This window comes from Rhizobium sp. BK176 (assembly GCF_024808055.1).
The window spans coordinates 79,767-94,887 of the sequence record NZ_JANUBV010000010.1; the positions used below are offsets into that span (position 1 = coordinate 79,767).

The 15,121-nt window shown below is 58.3% G+C and carries 14 protein-coding genes and 2 pseudogenes; 12 read left to right on the plus strand and 4 right to left on the minus strand.

Annotated features, from left to right (window positions below; all coding sequences use genetic code 11):
• Complete coding sequence (locus FHT76_RS25670; protein WP_183863964.1) at window positions 1-1,080, minus strand: LacI family DNA-binding transcriptional regulator; 1,080 nt, start codon at window positions 1,078-1,080, stop codon at window positions 1-3.
• Between the two features lie 261 nt (window positions 1,081-1,341).
• Here FHT76_RS25670 and FHT76_RS25675 point away from each other — a divergent pair, with 261 nt between their 5' ends.
• The 5 genes from FHT76_RS25675 (at window position 1,342) to FHT76_RS25695 (ending at window position 6,979) form a co-directional block, all read left to right on the plus strand.
• Window positions 1,342-2,388: a sugar ABC transporter substrate-binding protein gene (locus FHT76_RS25675; RefSeq protein WP_183756066.1), complete on the plus strand. Its 1,047-nt coding sequence runs from the start codon at window positions 1,342-1,344 to the stop codon at window positions 2,386-2,388.
• Between the two features lie 69 nt (window positions 2,389-2,457).
• On the plus strand, window positions 2,458-3,279 hold the full coding sequence (locus FHT76_RS25680) for an ATP-binding cassette domain-containing protein (RefSeq protein ID WP_210280939.1): 822 nt from the start codon (window positions 2,458-2,460) through the stop codon (window positions 3,277-3,279).
• Window positions 3,276-4,538 carry a sugar ABC transporter permease gene (locus tag FHT76_RS25685; protein WP_183863965.1) on the plus strand — a complete coding sequence of 421 codons (1,263 nt, stop codon included), beginning with the start codon at window positions 3,276-3,278 and terminating at the stop codon, window positions 4,536-4,538. Before FHT76_RS25680 ends, FHT76_RS25685 begins: the two co-directional genes overlap by 4 nt.
• Window positions 4,539-4,556: 18 nt before the next feature.
• Window positions 4,557-5,285 carry an SDR family oxidoreductase gene (locus FHT76_RS25690; protein ID WP_183863966.1) on the plus strand — a complete coding sequence of 243 codons (729 nt, stop codon included), beginning with the start codon at window positions 4,557-4,559 and terminating at the stop codon, window positions 5,283-5,285.
• Between the two features lie 59 nt (window positions 5,286-5,344).
• Window positions 5,345-6,979, plus strand: coding sequence for an FGGY-family carbohydrate kinase (locus FHT76_RS25695; RefSeq protein ID WP_183756069.1), 1,635 nt, complete (start codon window positions 5,345-5,347; stop codon window positions 6,977-6,979).
• A gap of 72 nt (window positions 6,980-7,051) precedes the next feature.
• Here the strand turns inward: FHT76_RS25695 and FHT76_RS25700 are convergent, their stop codons facing one another.
• Window positions 7,052-7,510, minus strand: a complete 459-nt coding sequence (locus FHT76_RS25700) for a hypothetical protein (protein WP_259185950.1) — start codon at window positions 7,508-7,510, stop codon at window positions 7,052-7,054.
• Window positions 7,511-7,815: 305 nt separating this feature from the next.
• On the opposite strand from FHT76_RS25700, the gene ugpB reads away from it, so the two are divergent.
• The 7 genes from ugpB to FHT76_RS25735 all read left to right on the plus strand — a co-directional run bounded on the left by ugpB (window position 7,816) and on the right by FHT76_RS25735 (window position 14,377).
• Window positions 7,816-9,144 (plus strand): sn-glycerol-3-phosphate ABC transporter substrate-binding protein UgpB, encoded by a 1,329-nt coding sequence (ugpB, locus tag FHT76_RS25705; protein WP_183756071.1) that lies wholly within the window; start codon window positions 7,816-7,818, stop codon window positions 9,142-9,144.
• Window positions 9,145-9,209: 65 nt separating this feature from the next.
• Window positions 9,210-10,094, plus strand: coding sequence for a sn-glycerol-3-phosphate ABC transporter permease UgpA (ugpA, locus tag FHT76_RS25710; protein WP_183756072.1), 885 nt, complete (start codon window positions 9,210-9,212; stop codon window positions 10,092-10,094).
• A 13-nt stretch (window positions 10,095-10,107) separates the two neighbouring features.
• Window positions 10,108-10,956 (plus strand): sn-glycerol-3-phosphate ABC transporter permease UgpE, encoded by an 849-nt coding sequence (gene ugpE, locus FHT76_RS25715; RefSeq protein WP_183756073.1) that lies wholly within the window; start codon window positions 10,108-10,110, stop codon window positions 10,954-10,956.
• Between the two features lie 2 nt (window positions 10,957-10,958).
• On the plus strand, window positions 10,959-12,020 hold the full coding sequence (ugpC, locus tag FHT76_RS25720) for a sn-glycerol-3-phosphate ABC transporter ATP-binding protein UgpC (RefSeq protein WP_259185952.1): 1,062 nt from the start codon (window positions 10,959-10,961) through the stop codon (window positions 12,018-12,020).
• A gap of 32 nt (window positions 12,021-12,052) precedes the next feature.
• Window positions 12,053-12,802 (plus strand): glycerophosphodiester phosphodiesterase family protein, encoded by a 750-nt coding sequence (locus FHT76_RS25725; protein WP_183863970.1) that lies wholly within the window; start codon window positions 12,053-12,055, stop codon window positions 12,800-12,802.
• 19 nt (window positions 12,803-12,821) lie between these two features.
• Window positions 12,822-13,595, plus strand: a complete 774-nt coding sequence (locus FHT76_RS25730) for a DeoR/GlpR family DNA-binding transcription regulator (RefSeq protein WP_183756076.1) — start codon at window positions 12,822-12,824, stop codon at window positions 13,593-13,595.
• Window positions 13,592-14,377: an HAD-IIB family hydrolase gene (locus FHT76_RS25735; RefSeq protein ID WP_259185953.1), complete on the plus strand. Its 786-nt coding sequence runs from the start codon at window positions 13,592-13,594 to the stop codon at window positions 14,375-14,377. The genes FHT76_RS25730 and FHT76_RS25735 overlap by 4 nt, the downstream gene beginning before the upstream one ends.
• A gap of 15 nt (window positions 14,378-14,392) precedes the next feature.
• Here FHT76_RS25735 and FHT76_RS25740 read toward each other — a convergent pair.
• Window positions 14,393-14,616: pseudogene (locus tag FHT76_RS25740) on the minus strand (NAD(P)-binding domain-containing protein); the annotation flags it as partial.
• An 84-nt stretch (window positions 14,617-14,700) separates the two neighbouring features.
• Window positions 14,701-14,959 (minus strand): annotated as a pseudogene (locus FHT76_RS25745) (L-idonate 5-dehydrogenase); the annotation flags it as partial.
• Between the last annotated feature and the right edge of the window lie 162 nt (window positions 14,960-15,121).

Below are 15,121 nucleotides of genomic sequence, written 5' to 3' on the forward strand. Positions count from 1 at the left end.
TTAGCCAGCGTTCCTATAGGCCGTCTGCGCCTTCAACGCCTCTTCCCGCGAAACCAGCGGCCCCTCTTCGTCCGGCATGATCGGCGGCACTTGCACCACAACCGGCTTCGTTTGCCCCGCCTCGATCATTTCGAACATTTTTTCGAGCATGGCCGGCACGTTTTGCCGCACCATTTCGATGTGATGCCCGAGAAGGGCTGCAAACGGATCCCAGTCGAAGCAGCCGATGACGACATCCTGGCGGTCGATCGCCCCGGCCCGTCGCAGCCACCGCATCACGCCTTCGAGCGAGATCGTAGAATTGACGAACATGCCTTTAGCCGGCAAAACGCCGCGGGCGACTAGCTCATCAAGCGCCTTTTCCGCCTTCTCGGGCGCATATCCGCAAGGCAGGATATTCTCCTCGCTGACGGAAACGCCCATTTCGGAATGGGCCTGTCGGAAGCCTCGAATACGTTCGGCCGTATTGTGATCGCTGCCACGGCCGCCGATGAACAGGAGCGGGTTCTTCTCGTTTAGCTGGCGCTCGCAGTTCAGCAGGATTTTTCGGGTCAGTTCCCGTGCGCCTTCAAAATTGTCCGAGATCACGGATGGCGCCAGAGTGCCGGGCAGATCGAGGTTGATGCTGCGAACACCCGCCGCCGAACACATTTCGGTGATCCGGTCTGGATCCGTCGCACCCGTCGAGATCAGGCAGTCCACCTGATAGGAAAGCATGGTGCGCGCTGCCTCGACCTCGAGCTGCGGATCGCGCCGCGTGCAGGTAATAATCGGAAACAGCCCGCGAGCACGCGCCATGTCCTCAAAACTTTCGACGATCGAACCGAAGTACCGATTGTCGTATTTCGGAACGATCATTCCAATGATGTGCGACTTGTCACGCCGAAGAAGGCTTGCCTGCATGTTGGTCGCATAACCCTGCTCCTCGGCCAGGCGTGTAATTTTCTCGGCGAGTTGACTGCTGATACGCCGCTTCTTCCAGTTCCCGTTAAGAACCGCACTGACAGCGCTCGCCGACGTTCCTGCGAGGCTCGCAAGATCGTAGATGGTGGTGCGCTTGGCCTGCTTTGGGCGAGTCAAATTTCAATCTCCATTTCGCCGCCACCTTGACACCTTTATGAAGAGGTGGCAATTGTTGCTTCATCGATTGAGCAAAGAGGTGCAATCGATGAAGCAAGCCGGCGGGAGTCCGGCGCGGGAGGGTGATGCTCTAAAGAAGCCGCAACATCGAATCTCGTGATCTGGCGTCCATGGCCTGCCGTGCGCCCCATGGTGAATTCGCGGCGACCGTCGACAATGCCTCAGCCTGTTTTTGTCGTCATTTAAACGTAGGAGGAGAGAATGAAGTCTTTTAATTTGCTTTTGGCCTCGGCCGCCATTGCCCTTGGCACTGCCGCTGCAGCATCAGCGCAGGAAGCGTCAACTGTGGCGTTTCTGATGCCGGACCAGGCGTCGACGCGCTACGAGCAGCACGATTTCCCGGGGTTCAAGGCGGAGATGGAGAAGCTTTGCCCCAAGTGCACGGTCGTCTACCAGAATGCCAATGCCGACGCGTCGCTCCAGCAGCAGCAGTTCAACTCGGTAATCGCCCAGGGAGCCAAGGTCGTCGTTCTTGACCCGGTCGATTCAGCCGCTGCGGCCGGCCTCGTCGAACTCGCCCAGTCCCAGGGTGTCAAGGTAATCGCCTACGACCGCCCGGTTCCTGACAAGCCTGCCGACTTCTACGTCTCCTTCGACAACGAAGGTATCGGTTATGCAATCGCCAAGTCTCTCGTCGAACATCTTAAGGCAACTGGCGTGGCAGATGGCGCGGGGGTCCTTGAAATCAACGGATCGCCGACTGATGCGGCAGCGGGTCTGATCCGCGACGGCATTCACCGTGGCCTGAAGGAATCTACCTACAAGACGCTGGCTGAATACGACACTCCGGAATGGGCTCCGCCGAAGGCTCAGGAATGGGCCGCAGGCCAGATCACCCGCTTCGGTGGCGACATCAAGGGTGTCGTGGCAGCAAATGACGGCACCGCCGGCGGCGCCATTGCCGCATTCAAGGCAGCTGGTGTCAATCCTGTACCGCCGGTGACAGGCAACGACGCGACGATCGCAGCACTGCAGCTCGTCATCTCCGGTGACCAGTATAATACGATCTCCAAGCCTTCCGAAGTGGTTGCCGCGGCAGCAGCCAACGTCGCAGTCCAGATGCTCAAGGGTGAAAAGCCGGAAGCCAAGACCACGCTTTATAACACGCCGTCGCAGCTCTTCATTCCAGCGGTCGTCACTGCCGAGAACATCAAGGCCGAGATCTTCGACAAGAAGATCCAGACACCAGAGCAGATCTGCACCGGTGAATATGCGGAAGGCTGCAAGAAGCTCGGCATCCTTAAGTAAGAACCGCCTTGTCATTCCGGTCGCACGATGTGCGGCCGGACTTTTCTGGAAGCACAAAGGGCTTCAGCCATGAGCACCACAGCAAGCAATATGCCGGAGCGAGGACAACCCATCCTCCGACTCAAGAACGTGTCGAAACACTTTGGTGCCGTCTCGGCGCTGACCGACATCGAACTGGAAGTGAAGGCCGGTGAGGTCGTCGCCCTTGTTGGCGACAACGGTGCGGGCAAGTCGACGCTGGTCAAGGTCCTTGCCGGGGTTCATCAGCCCTCCGCCGGGTCGATCGAGTTCTGCGGACAGAGTGTTACGCTCGACAGCCCTGGCACGGCGCTTGAACTCGGCATCGCGACCGTGTTTCAGGATCTCGCCCTGTGCGAAAACCTCGATGTCGTGGCAAACCTCTTCCTTGGCCATGAGCTTTCACCCTGGGGCCTCGATGAGGTTGCGATGGAAGTCCGCGCCTGGACGCTGCTCAGGGAGCTTGCGGCACGCATTCCTTCGGTGAGGGAACCGATTGCATCCCTTTCGGGTGGACAGCGCCAGACAGTGGCTATCGCCCGCTCGCTCCTCCTCAATCCAAAGATCATCATGCTTGACGAGCCGACCGCCGCACTCGGCGTCGCGCAGACCGCAGAGGTGCTCAATCTCATCGAGCGCGTCCGCGACCGTGGCCTCGGCGTCATCATCATCAGCCACAACATGGAAGATGTCCGCGCGGTCGCTGACCGGATCGTCGTGCTGCGGCTCGGCAGGAACAATGGCGTCTTTACACCCGACGCGTCCAATCATGAACTCGTGGCGGCCATCACCGGTGCGACCGAAAACTCCGTCTCCCGCCGCATCGAGCGGAAAGCCGGTGGGCCCCAGGAAACCAGCGGGAGACCGGCATGAGCCAGAAACCAACCACCCCCATCAATGCGCCGGCCGCAGCACTCGACCGAAGCGATGAGCGTGTCCGGCATGACGACAGCGTCATGGCGATGGTCGGTGCCTTCATCGACCGCGTGAAATCCGGTGACCTCGGCATGCTGCCTGTCGCTGTCGGATTGATCGTCATCTCGCTGGTCTTTTCGATTCTGAACCCGGTATTCCTGGCACCCAACAACCTCGTGAACCTTCTGTTTGACTGTGCGACTGTCGGCGTCATCTCGCTCGGCATTGTCTGCGTCCTGATGCTTGGCGAGATCGACCTGTCGGTCGGTTCCATGAGTGGATTGTCGTCAGCCATTCTCGGTGTTCTCTGGGTGAACAACGGCTTGCCATTTGCCGTCGCGATCGTTGCCGCGATTGTCGCCGGTGCGCTGGTCGGAACCATCTATGCCGTCCTGTTCAACCGGCTTGGTATGCCGAGTTTCGTCGCCACCCTGGCTGGTCTGTTGGCGCTCCTTGGAATGCAGCTCTATATCCTTGGCCCGACCGGCAGCATCAACCTGCCTTACGCATCGTCCCTCGTCCGCTTCGGCCAGATTCTCGTGATGCCGGACTGGCTGTCCTATATGCTCGCCCTGATCCCTGGTGCCGCCATCATCGCGAAAGGCATCAGAACGCGTCAGCATCGCGCCGCGGTCAACCTGTCGTCGCAACCGTTCGCAGCAACGGCCATCAAGGCCATCGTTCTCACGGCCGCGCTCGAATTTGCGACATACTACCTCAATCTCGGCAGAGGCATCCCGTGGATGTTCGGTCTGTTCGTGGCGATTGCCGTTGTACTCAACTACGCACTGACCCGTACAAAGTGGGGACGCTCGATGTTTGCGGTTGGCGGCAATCGCGAAGCCGCAAGGCGCGCCGGCATCAACGTCCGCCGTATCTACCTGAGCGCCTTCGTGCTCTGCTCGACACTTGCGACCATCGGCGGGATCCTGTCCGCCTCGCGCCTGGCATCGTCCAGTCAGCAGGCTGGTACCGGCGATGTGAACCTGAATGCCATCGCGGCAGCCGTGATCGGCGGAACCAGCCTCTTCGGTGGCCGTGGCAGCGCCTATTCGGCCCTGCTCGGGATCATCGTCATCCAGGCGATCTCCAACGGCCTTACCCTGCTCAACCTCAGTTCCTCGCTGCGTTACATGATTACCGGAGGCGTTCTTGCGACCGCCGTGATCGTTGACTCGCTTGCCCGTCGTTCCCGCGTCAGCCATGGACGCGCCTAATATCATTGGAGTTTCAGCATGACCGACCTCATGAAAGGCAAAGTTGCTGCCATCACCGGTTCGGCGTCCGGCATAGGCTTGGAATGTGCCCGCACGCTTCACGCCGAGGGTGCCACCGTCGTCCTTATCGACCGCGCCAAGGACAGGCTTGAGGCGATCTGTGAGGAGTTGGGCGAACGAGCCTTCCCGCTGGTCGTCGACCTTCTCGACGGCAAGCAGCTGTCGGGAATATTGCCCCGCATCCTGGACATAGCGGGCAGACTCGACATTTTCCATGCCAATGCCGGTGCTTACATCGGCGGGCAAGTAGCCGAAGGCGACCCAGATGCCTGGGACCGGATGCTCAATCTGAACATCAACGCGGCCTTCCGCTCGGTTCACGCAGTCCTGCCGCACCTGATTGCCCAGAAATCCGGAGACATCCTGTTCACCAGCTCGATCGCCGGCATGGTGCCGGTTGTATGGGAACCGATCTATACGGCGTCAAAGTTCGCGGTCCAGGCCTTCGTGCACTCGACACGTCGTCAGGTTGCCCAACACGGCGTAAGGGTTGGCGCTGTACTCCCGGGTCCGGTGGTCACCGCCCTTCTCGATGACTGGCCGAAGGCGAAGATGGACGAGGCGCTCGCGAATGGAAGCCTTATGCAGCCGAAGGAAGTCGCCGACTGCGTGCTGTTCATGCTTTCCAGACCGCGCAACGTGACTGTGCGCGATCTGGTGATACTTCCGAACAGCGTCGACCTTTAAGGGGCGATCTCCGCGACCACGCGGAGACGAGCCATTCATGCCCGGAGACACCAGAGACCATGAGCGACTTAACCCAAATCCCGCCAACCGACGCCAGCTACGTCATCGGAGTTGACGTTGGCACCGGAAGCGCTCGCGCAGGGGTGTTCGACCTTTCAGGACAGATGCTATCCTCGGCCAAAAGGGACATCACCCTCTACCGTGAAGCGGGCTCAATCGTGGAGCAGTCAACCAGCGAAATATGGCAGGCGGTCTGCAATTCCGTCCGCGAAGCCGTTCGCATCGCAGCTATTGATCCAGCCAATGTTGTCGGCATGGGATTTGATGCGACCTGCTCGCTCGTGGTGCTGGGAGACGGGGGTGCGCCCCTGCCCGTCGGGCCGTCCGAGGATCCCGATCGAAACATCATCGTCTGGATGGATCACCGGGCAGTGCCGCAGGCCGAACGCATCAACGAACTCGGTCACCAGGTCTTGCGTTACGTTGGCGGCCGCATCTCGCCGGAAATGGAAACGCCGAAGCTGCTCTGGCTTAAGGAGAACAAGCCACAGGTGTTCGACGCGGCATGGCAATTCTTCGACCTCGCGGATTTCCTGACCTGGCGCGCGACCGGCGATCTCTCCCGATCCACCTGCACGGTCACCTGCAAGTGGACATATCTCGCCCACGAAAGCCGTTGGGATGCCAGCTATTTCCAGGACATCGGCCTGGGGTCGCTTGCAGACGAGGGATTTTCTCGCATCGGCCAGGCAATTGTCGAGCCTGGCTCAGCTCTGGGCCAGGGACTGACTGCACTTGCAGCCGAGGAACTGGGGCTAGTTCCGGGTACGGCAGTCGCTGCCGGTCTTATCGACGCCCATGCCGGAGGGATCGGAACGGTCGGGTTTGGTGGCGGACCGACCTCGAACCTCGCCTACGTCTTTGGCACCTCATCCTGTACCATGACATCGACGAACGAACGGGCCTTCGTGCAGGGAGTGTGGGGACCCTACTACTCGGCGATGGTACCCGGTCTGTGGCTGAACGAAGGTGGTCAAAGTGCCGCCGGAGCAGCGATCGATCAGCTCCTTTCCTTCCATCCTGCCGCCGCCGAGGCAACCGATCTTGCCAAGGCAAAGAGCATGGCGCTTCCCGTCATGCTCGCCGAACTTGCCGCCGAAAAGGCCGCAACGCCCTCGGATGCGGTCTCACTTGTAACCGGCATGCATGTCGTGCCCGAGTTTCTCGGAAACCGCGCGCCACTCGCCGACCCGCACGCCCGAGCGATCATAGCAGGACTTGGAATGGAGCGTGACATCGATAATCTTGTCCAGTTCTATGTCGCAGGCCTCTACGGCATTGGATACGGGCTGCGACAGATCATCGATGCACAGGCAGATGCTGGTGTTGAGTTCGAAAACGTCGTCATCAGCGGCGGCGCCGGCCAGCATGCCTTCGTCCGTCAGCTCCTCGCAGACGCAAGCGGCAAGCCCGTCGTGGCGACGAAGGCTGAAGAGCCGGTCCTGTTGGGGGCTGCGATCCTAGGAGCCGTAGCAGGCGGCTGTTTTGCCAACGTCCGCGAAGCCATGAACAGGCTGACGACGGTTGACAAGACGTACATTCCTTCCCCGGGAGGCGTCGCTGATATTCACGCAAGACGCTATGGTGCATTCAAGGAGTTGCAGCGATTGGCACAGGGTCTGCGGGACGTCTGATCAATCTCGTCACCCGAGATGGGAAAAGACGGAAAGGCGTTTTTAACCTGGCAGGACCGGCGAGGTCGTCGCTTATATGAACGCGCCGTCTTGGGGGAACCTATCCGGTGTGTAGAGCAGCAGCCTCGCGGACATGAAGTCTTCCCGTTCGTTCCATATCTCGTTGCTGACCATCCATGCGTTGCATCCCTGCCATGGGCGGACGACAACGCCCATCTGATGCATCGACCATATGCTCTCGGATGTTTCCGAGAAACGCTGTTTGCCTCGCCGCATCAGCCATAGAAGCGTGGCAATCTCATTTGCGGTGAGTGTCGCAGGCGACACGGTTTCGGAGGGCTCAGGGGACCCGACGACACCGGGCTCCATCGTGAGCATCGCAAGGGCCAACAATGCTCCAAGCACTGCAAGCGCAATAAGGGCTTTCGCATCAGTCGACAGGTCGGGCTGGACAAGAGCAATACCAATCACGCCGTAGAGGACCACGGCAAGGAGAGAGGTTCTGACATGGCTATGGAACAGGTACCTCATCGCGTTCCACCTTCGATGAAGAGGAAGTTGCAATACTATCAAAGCAAATGCAACTTTTAATGTTCCACTGCCGTTCTCTGTTTGTTTTAAAGTTAATTAGCTTTACCTAATTTACAGTCGAATTGACGTCGGGGCGGGCGAAACCTTCGGCCTATCGCTCTCGCTCGAACGGGCACGCTGCATCCCTTCCCTGAAAGGTCAGAACAAATGTTCATATGAACATTTGTTCTTGCAAAATGAACTTTGCCTGATACGGTCCCGGACAAGTTTGGAGCGGGAGGCTCTGAACCAAAAAGGGAGTGAGCATGAAAAAGACGGCTTTGTTCCTGTCCGCAGGTGTAGCGGCAGTTCTTCTGGCGTCGCAGGCTGCGTCCGCGGCGACCAAGATCCAGTGGTGGCATGCCATGGGAGGCGAAAACGGCGCCAAGCTCGAAGAGATCGCCAAGAATTTCAATGCTTCGCAGAGCGACTATGAAATCGTGCCTGTATTCAAGGGCACCTATGATGAAACACTGACCGGCGCTATCGCGGCGTTCAGAGCCAACCAGCAACCCGCAATCGTACAGGTCTATGAAGTCGGGACGGGCACGATGATGGCAGCAAAGGGCGCCATCTACCCGATCTACCAGTTGATGAAGGACCAGGGCGAAGCCTGGGATCAGAGCAAGTTTCTTACTCCGGTAGTCGGCTACTACTCCGATACGGACGGGAACGTGCTGTCCTTGCCTTTCAATTCCTCGACGCCAATCATGTATTACAACAAGGACGTCTTTCAGAAGGCCGGCCTCGATCCGGAAACCCCGCCAAAGACGTGGGCGGACGTCGAATCCTTCTCGCGGAAGATAGTCACGTCAGGCGCCGCCAAATGCGGGTTCACCAGCGCGTGGATCTCTTGGATCCAGACAGAAAATCTGAACGCCCTGCACGACAAGCCTTATTCAACGAAGGCCAACGGGTTCGGCGGAGTGGACGCCGAATTCACCTTCAACAACGACCTCACGGTGCACCACTGGGACAACCTCAAGAAGTGGCAGGACGAGGGCCTTTTCAAATACGGTGGACCAGGTGGCGGTGACAATGCTCCCCCGATGTTCTACTCGCAGGAATGCGCCATGTACATGAACTCCTCGGCAGGGCGCGCGGGCGTCGTCAACAACGCCAAGAGCTTCAAGGTCGGCTTCGCGCCCCTGCCCTACTACAACGACGTGATCAAGGAACCGATGAATTCCATCATCGGCGGTGCAACACTCTGGACCCTGCAAGGCAGACCGGCAGACGAGTACAAGGGAGTGGCAAAGTTCTACACCTATCTCCAGAAGCCCGAAGTCCAGGCTGACTGGCACCAGTTCTCCGGCTACCTTCCCATTACCGAAGCAGCCTACAAGCTCGGCCAGGACCAGGGCTATTATGAAAAGAACCCTGGTTCGGACGTTGGCATCAAGCAACTGACACGGGTCGCCCCGACGGAAAATTCCAAGGGTATCCGCTTCGGTAACTACGTGCAGGTACGCGGCATCATCGATGACGAGTTCGCAGCTCTTCTTGGCGGCAAGAAATCAGCCAAGGAAGCGCTGGACTCGGTAGTTAGCCGTGGCAACGAGCAACTGCGCGATTTCCAATCGGCCAACGAATAGTCCCCGAGGCCGAGAGCCGGTCAAGCCGGCTCTCTCCTTGCCATCTGTTCTTGCGTGAGGGGACCATGCAGACCAAGCGAACCGTCTTTCCGAACAAGGTGCTGCCCTATCTGTTGATTGCGCCGCAGATGCTAGTAACCATTGTTTTCTTTCTCTGGCCGGCCGGAACTGCATTCTGGCAGTCGTTTCTGCGTAATGACGCATTTGGCTTCAAGACCACTTTCGTGTGGTTCTCGAACTACCGAAAGCTGTTTGCCGACCCGATCTACATAAGCGCCTTTGGCAATACCATTGTGTTTGCCGTGCTCGTCACCTTTCTTTCGCTGTCGATCTCGCTGCTGCTGGCGGTTGCCGCAATGCGCGTTCTGCGGGGATCGCGGACCTACTCGACGCTGCTGGTCTGGCCCTATGCCGTCGCACCCGCGATTGCTGGCATTCTTTGGTGGTTCATGTTCAATCCATCGATCGGCATCGTGGCCTACATGCTGCGCGCAATTGGGATCAACTGGAACCATCTGGTCAACGCAACCGATGCAATGGTGCTCATTGTCATTGCGGCCACGTGGAAGCAGATCTCCTATAACTTCCTGTTTTTCCTTGCGGGCTTGCAGTCCGTCCCGCGATCCCTGCAGGAGGCTGGTGCAATCGACGGAGCCGGTCCCGTCAAGCGCTTCTGGACAATCGTCTTCCCGCTCATTTCTCCGACGACCTTCTATCTGATGGTCATCAACATCGTCTACGCAATGTTCGACACGTTCGGGATCATCCACGCAACGACACAGGGCGGTCCGGCACGCGCAACTGAGATCCTTGTCTACAAGGTCTATTTCGACGGCTTCATTGGCCTCAACCTTGGCTCCTCGGCCGCCCAGTCCGTCATCCTGATGCTGATTGTCTGTGGCCTTACCGCAATCCAGTTCCGCTTCATCGAGCGGCGTGTCCAATATTGAAAGCGCTCCGCCCATGGTTGAGAACCGTCCATTCCTGAACCTCCTGGCCCACCTTGTTCTGATTGTCGGTGTTGCCATCGTCGTTTTTCCTGTCTACGTCGCTTTCATCGCCTCAACCCATGGCGGCACCGACTTCCTTTCCGACGTCGTTCCCCTTGTTCCAGGTCCCCACCTTATCGAGAACTATGCAACGATGCTGTCGGCCGGGATGACGAGTTCGGGCGCGCCGCCAATCGGGCCGATGATGCTCAACTCACTCGTCATGGCCGTTGGTGTCGCAGTCGGGAAGATCGTCATCTCCATCCTGTCGGCATTTGCGATCGTCTATTTCCGTTTCCCATTCCGAACCCTTGCCTTCTGGATGATCTTCATCACCTTGATGCTCCCGGTCGAGGTGCGCATTGTGCCGACCTTCAAGGTTGTTGCCGACCTAGGGCTCCTCAACAATTATGGTGGACTGATCATTCCGTTGATTGCTTCGGCAACAGCAACGTTCCTGTTCCGCCAGTTCTTTCTGACCGTGCCGGAAGAACTGATGGAGGCCGCACGCGTCGATGGCGCCGGACCGATGAAGTTCTTTCGCGATATTCTTCTGCCCCTCTCGGTGACCAACATCGCAGCGCTCTTCATCATTCTGTTCGTGCTTGGTTGGAACCAATACCTCTGGCCACTTTTGATCACCACCGATCCAAGCCTTTACACGGTGGTCATGGGCATCCAGCGCATGGCGGCGGTTGCTGATGCAGAGCCCCGCTGGAACCTCGTCATGGCTGCGGTCATCCTCGCTGCCCTGCCACCCGTCCTCGTCATCCTCGCCATGCAACGCCTTTTCGTCAAAGGCCTGGTTGAAACGGAGAAGTAAGAATGGCCACGATCGAAATCGTCGACCTCAAGAAGAATTACGGCTCCGTACCTGCCGTCAAAGGCGTCACCCTTTCTGTTGCCGATGGCGAACTGATCGTCCTCGTCGGACCATCTGGCTGCGGCAAGTCTACATTGCTTCGGATGATTGCGGGCTTGGAAACGGTCAGCGACGGGAAAATCGAAATTGCCGGTCGCAACGTCAACAATGCCGAGCCTGCAGAGCGCGATATTGCAATGGTCTTCCAGAACTATGCGCTCTATCCGCATATGACGGTGCGCGGCAATCTGGAATACGGGCTGAAAAACAGGAGAACGCCCCGGGCCGAAATTGACCGACGCGTGCATGAGGCGGCCGAGATTCTCGAGATCGGGCCGATGCTTGAACGAAGACCACGCGAGCTGTCGGGAGGTCAAAGGCAGCGCGTCGCGATGGGCAGAGCGATCGTGCGCGAGCCAGCAGCGTTCCTGTTCGACGAGCCGCTCTCAAACCTTGACGCCAAGCTACGTGTCCAGATGCGTGTCGAAATCCGCCGGCTCCAGCGTCGGCTGAAGACGACGAGCATCTACGTCACCCACGATCAGCTTGAAGCAATGACGCTCGCCGATCGGCTGGTGGTGATGAATGGCGGGCTCGTCGAGCAAATAGGCTCGCCTGTCGAAGTCTACGACCGCCCTGCAAGCCTGTTCGTCGCTGGCTTCATCGGATCCCCACCAATGAATCTGATGCCGATTGAGGTCATCGCCGACTCCAACGGCCAACATAGCTTTGAGTTTCCCACTGGGACCGATATCGTCGGCGTGCGCCCCGATCAGCTGTCGCTGGTCGAGCCAGCCGAACCGTCAATCCGTCTCAACGCGACGGCCGAGCTTCTGGAGCCGATCGGTGGAGAAAGCCATCTTCACGTGCGCCTCGGCGATCGCGGCCATACCGCCATCCTCAGCGTCCCCGGACGTCCAGAAGTCGCTGAAGCGGCAAAATTTCCAGTCTATGCCCGTGTCAGCGCCATGCATCCGTTTAACCGCGAAACCGGCAAACGAACAGATGTCGCACCGGCATCATAACCGGAATGTAGCAGCCAACAGAAAGCCAGAACATGACGATTTCCCAGCAGCGCATCGGTCCGGCGCGTAACGAGGTCCATGCACATCGGGGCGCTTCGGCCGTTGCTCCCGAGAATACGATTGCAGCCTTCCGGGCCGCTGCTGAGCAGGGCTGCAAATGGGTCGAGCTCGATGTTGCACTCCTGCAGGATGGAACGGCTGTCGTCATTCACGACGTTTCTGTCGATCGATGCTCTTCCTCGCGCGGCAATCTCGGTGACATGGTGGCCGCAGATATTGAAAGCATCGATGCCGGCTCGTGGTTTTCAGAAGCTTACCGCGGAGAGGCGCTGCCAACACTGGCGCTCGCGATCGAACGTCTCGGCGACCTCGGGCTCAATCTCAACGTCGAGATCAAGCAGCACGCGCACCACACATCGCTCGCGCAGTTGACGGAAACCGTCCATTCTCACCTCAGAAAACGCGCACCCCATACTGAAATCGTCATTTCAAGCTTTGATGCCGAAGCGCTAAAAGCGATGCATCGGCTCGATCCAGACTACGAGCTCGCCATGCTGTGGAGCGAACTGCCGCGTGACTGGGCCGATGTTCTGGCCTCTATCCCGGCAAACACGATCCATCTAAACTACAAGTCGTTGAGCTTCGGGTTCCTCGAGGAGGCAAGTCGGCGCGAGATAAAGGTCAGGGCATGGACGTGCAACGCACCACACCTTCTCCGTCCTTTCTGGGGTGCTGGCTTGACAGGTGTCATTACTGACGACCCAAGTCTCTTCCTGACTTGAAAGCGTGCAGGGGGCGGTAATGATATCGAGCAGACAGCGCGACATGCTCGCGCTCATCGAGAACGAGGGGATGCAGTTCATCGAGGATTTGGCGCGTCGGTTCGGCCTGACGACGCAAACGATCCGGCGCGATATAAACGCGCTTTGCGACCTTGGTTATGCCAGGCGTTTTCATGGTGGCGTCGATGTGCCCGTCGAGGGAAGGAACATCTCCGTCAATGCACGCGCTCAGCTCAACAGCGCTGCCAAAAGGCGCATCGCGAGACGCGTTGCAAGCGACATCGGTCCGAATTCCACAGTCTTCCTTGGGATCGGCAGCAGCGTCCAATTTGTTGCCGAGGCGTTGCGGGATCACCAGGGCCTTACGGTCGTTACCAACAATATCCATGTCGCGCTTATCCTTTGCGACGCCTCAAACATCGAGGTGCACCTGACTGGCGGGCTGTTGCGCCATGACGACCGGGATGTGGTCGGCGCCGACGTCATCCGGTTTTTCGAAAAGTTCTATGCCACGCACGCCGTCGTTGGAGCCGGCGCCCTCAGTCACGTTCATGGGCTGATGGACTTCAGTTACAGTGAAGCGCAGATCACCAACGCCATTATCGAAAATTCCAAGAGCTGTTTCCTGGCAGCTGATGCCAGCAAGTGGATGCGCAACGCTTCGGTGCGCGTCGCCCCCTTCAACAAACTGACCCGGTTCTACACCGACCGGCTGCCTGACGACCAAGGTGTTGTCGCCGCTTGCGCGGCAAGCAGCATGGACATCGTGTTGTGCGGCGAGGAGTATTCATGACATTCATAGGCGCTGCCCCATCGCCGGCGGACCTGCGCAACGTGCGTTACCTGTTCACCGATATCGACGATACCCTGACGACAGAAGGTCAGCTGTTACCACAGACTTACCAAGCCCTCTGGGATCTCTACCGCGCCGGGATTTCAATCATTCCCGTAACCGGAGGATCGGCTGGCTGGTGCGAACACATCGTTCGAGCCTGGCCGGTGGCCGCGGTCATCGGCGAGAGCGGAGCCTTTGCTGTTTTCCGGCGAGATGGCGAGGTCGTCTTCGACTATTGGGAAGACGGCGCCCTGCAGGCGCGACGCCAGCGTGAACATCTCGAAGCGATCGGGAAGATTATCAGATCCACGCCCTCGCCATTTCGGATTGCCCATGATCAGGCATTCCGGCTGGCAGATGTTGCCATCGACATCGGTGGTGTACCCTACGAGGAGGTCGATATCCTGGCTGATCAAATTCGGCAGATGGCGGCGACCGTCGCCATCAGCTCCATTCATATCAATACGTGGATCGGAAACTATGACAAGAAAGCCATGAGCGAGCGATTGCTCAATGAAGCTTTCGCGGTGGATCCCCTGACGACGCCTTCAGTCACGGCTTTCGTTGGTGATTCACGCAACGACGCTCCCATGTTCGGCTACATCCGCAATTCTTTTGGCGTGCGCAACATTTTGCCCATAATGGACAAACTTCCGCATAAGCCACGATGGGTTTCGTCGGAACCGGCTGGCCTCGGGTTCAGAGATATTGCGACCACACTTTTGCGCGCGAAAGCATAGAATGTGGCCTCGCGAAATGATGATGATCGGGCACGGGGGGCGGATCGCCTCGACGAACTCTTCGATCGTCTTGCAGGGAATGATCTGCTTCTTCAAATCACCGGCGCTTTCGTAGAATTCGTCGGTCTTCTCAGGCGTGCGGTTGAAGACAGCAATCTTGTTGCCTTTTTCCGCAATGTTGAGCGCCAGGTTGGAACCCATGACGGCAAGCCGATCAGCCCGATTTCTGCCTTCTCCACGATACATCCGCTTTTTTGGTTTCTCGCAATGACGGGATGCACCGCCAAGTACGCGGCGCCCCAAAGCTGTCCGCTATCGCCCGGCTAGAAGGCCAGCTGTACCTTCATCGATTTGCTCCGATCCCCGGCAGCTTCGAAAGCCTGAACCGCTTCCGTCAGCGGATAAATGCCGCTCAACAGGGGCTTAAGATCGACCCGCCGGCTATTGATGAGATCGACCGCAGCGCCGAACTCCTCATGGAACCGAAACGTGCCCTTCATCTCGATCCTTGGCGACGACCATGTTCTGCTGAATCGGGACCTCACCCCCGAGGCCAAGTTGTACAAGAACCGAGCGGGCACGCATCGCATCGTTATGAATGATGGTGTCGATACTCGGGAACGCCGAGGGCCAGTTTCCCGCACCGGTTGGCCCTTCTTACACCTATTACTAGAATACACCTTTTTGATCTAGGATTTGCTTACCGTTTTAATCAATATTTAGTCGATTTTATCCAAGGTATGC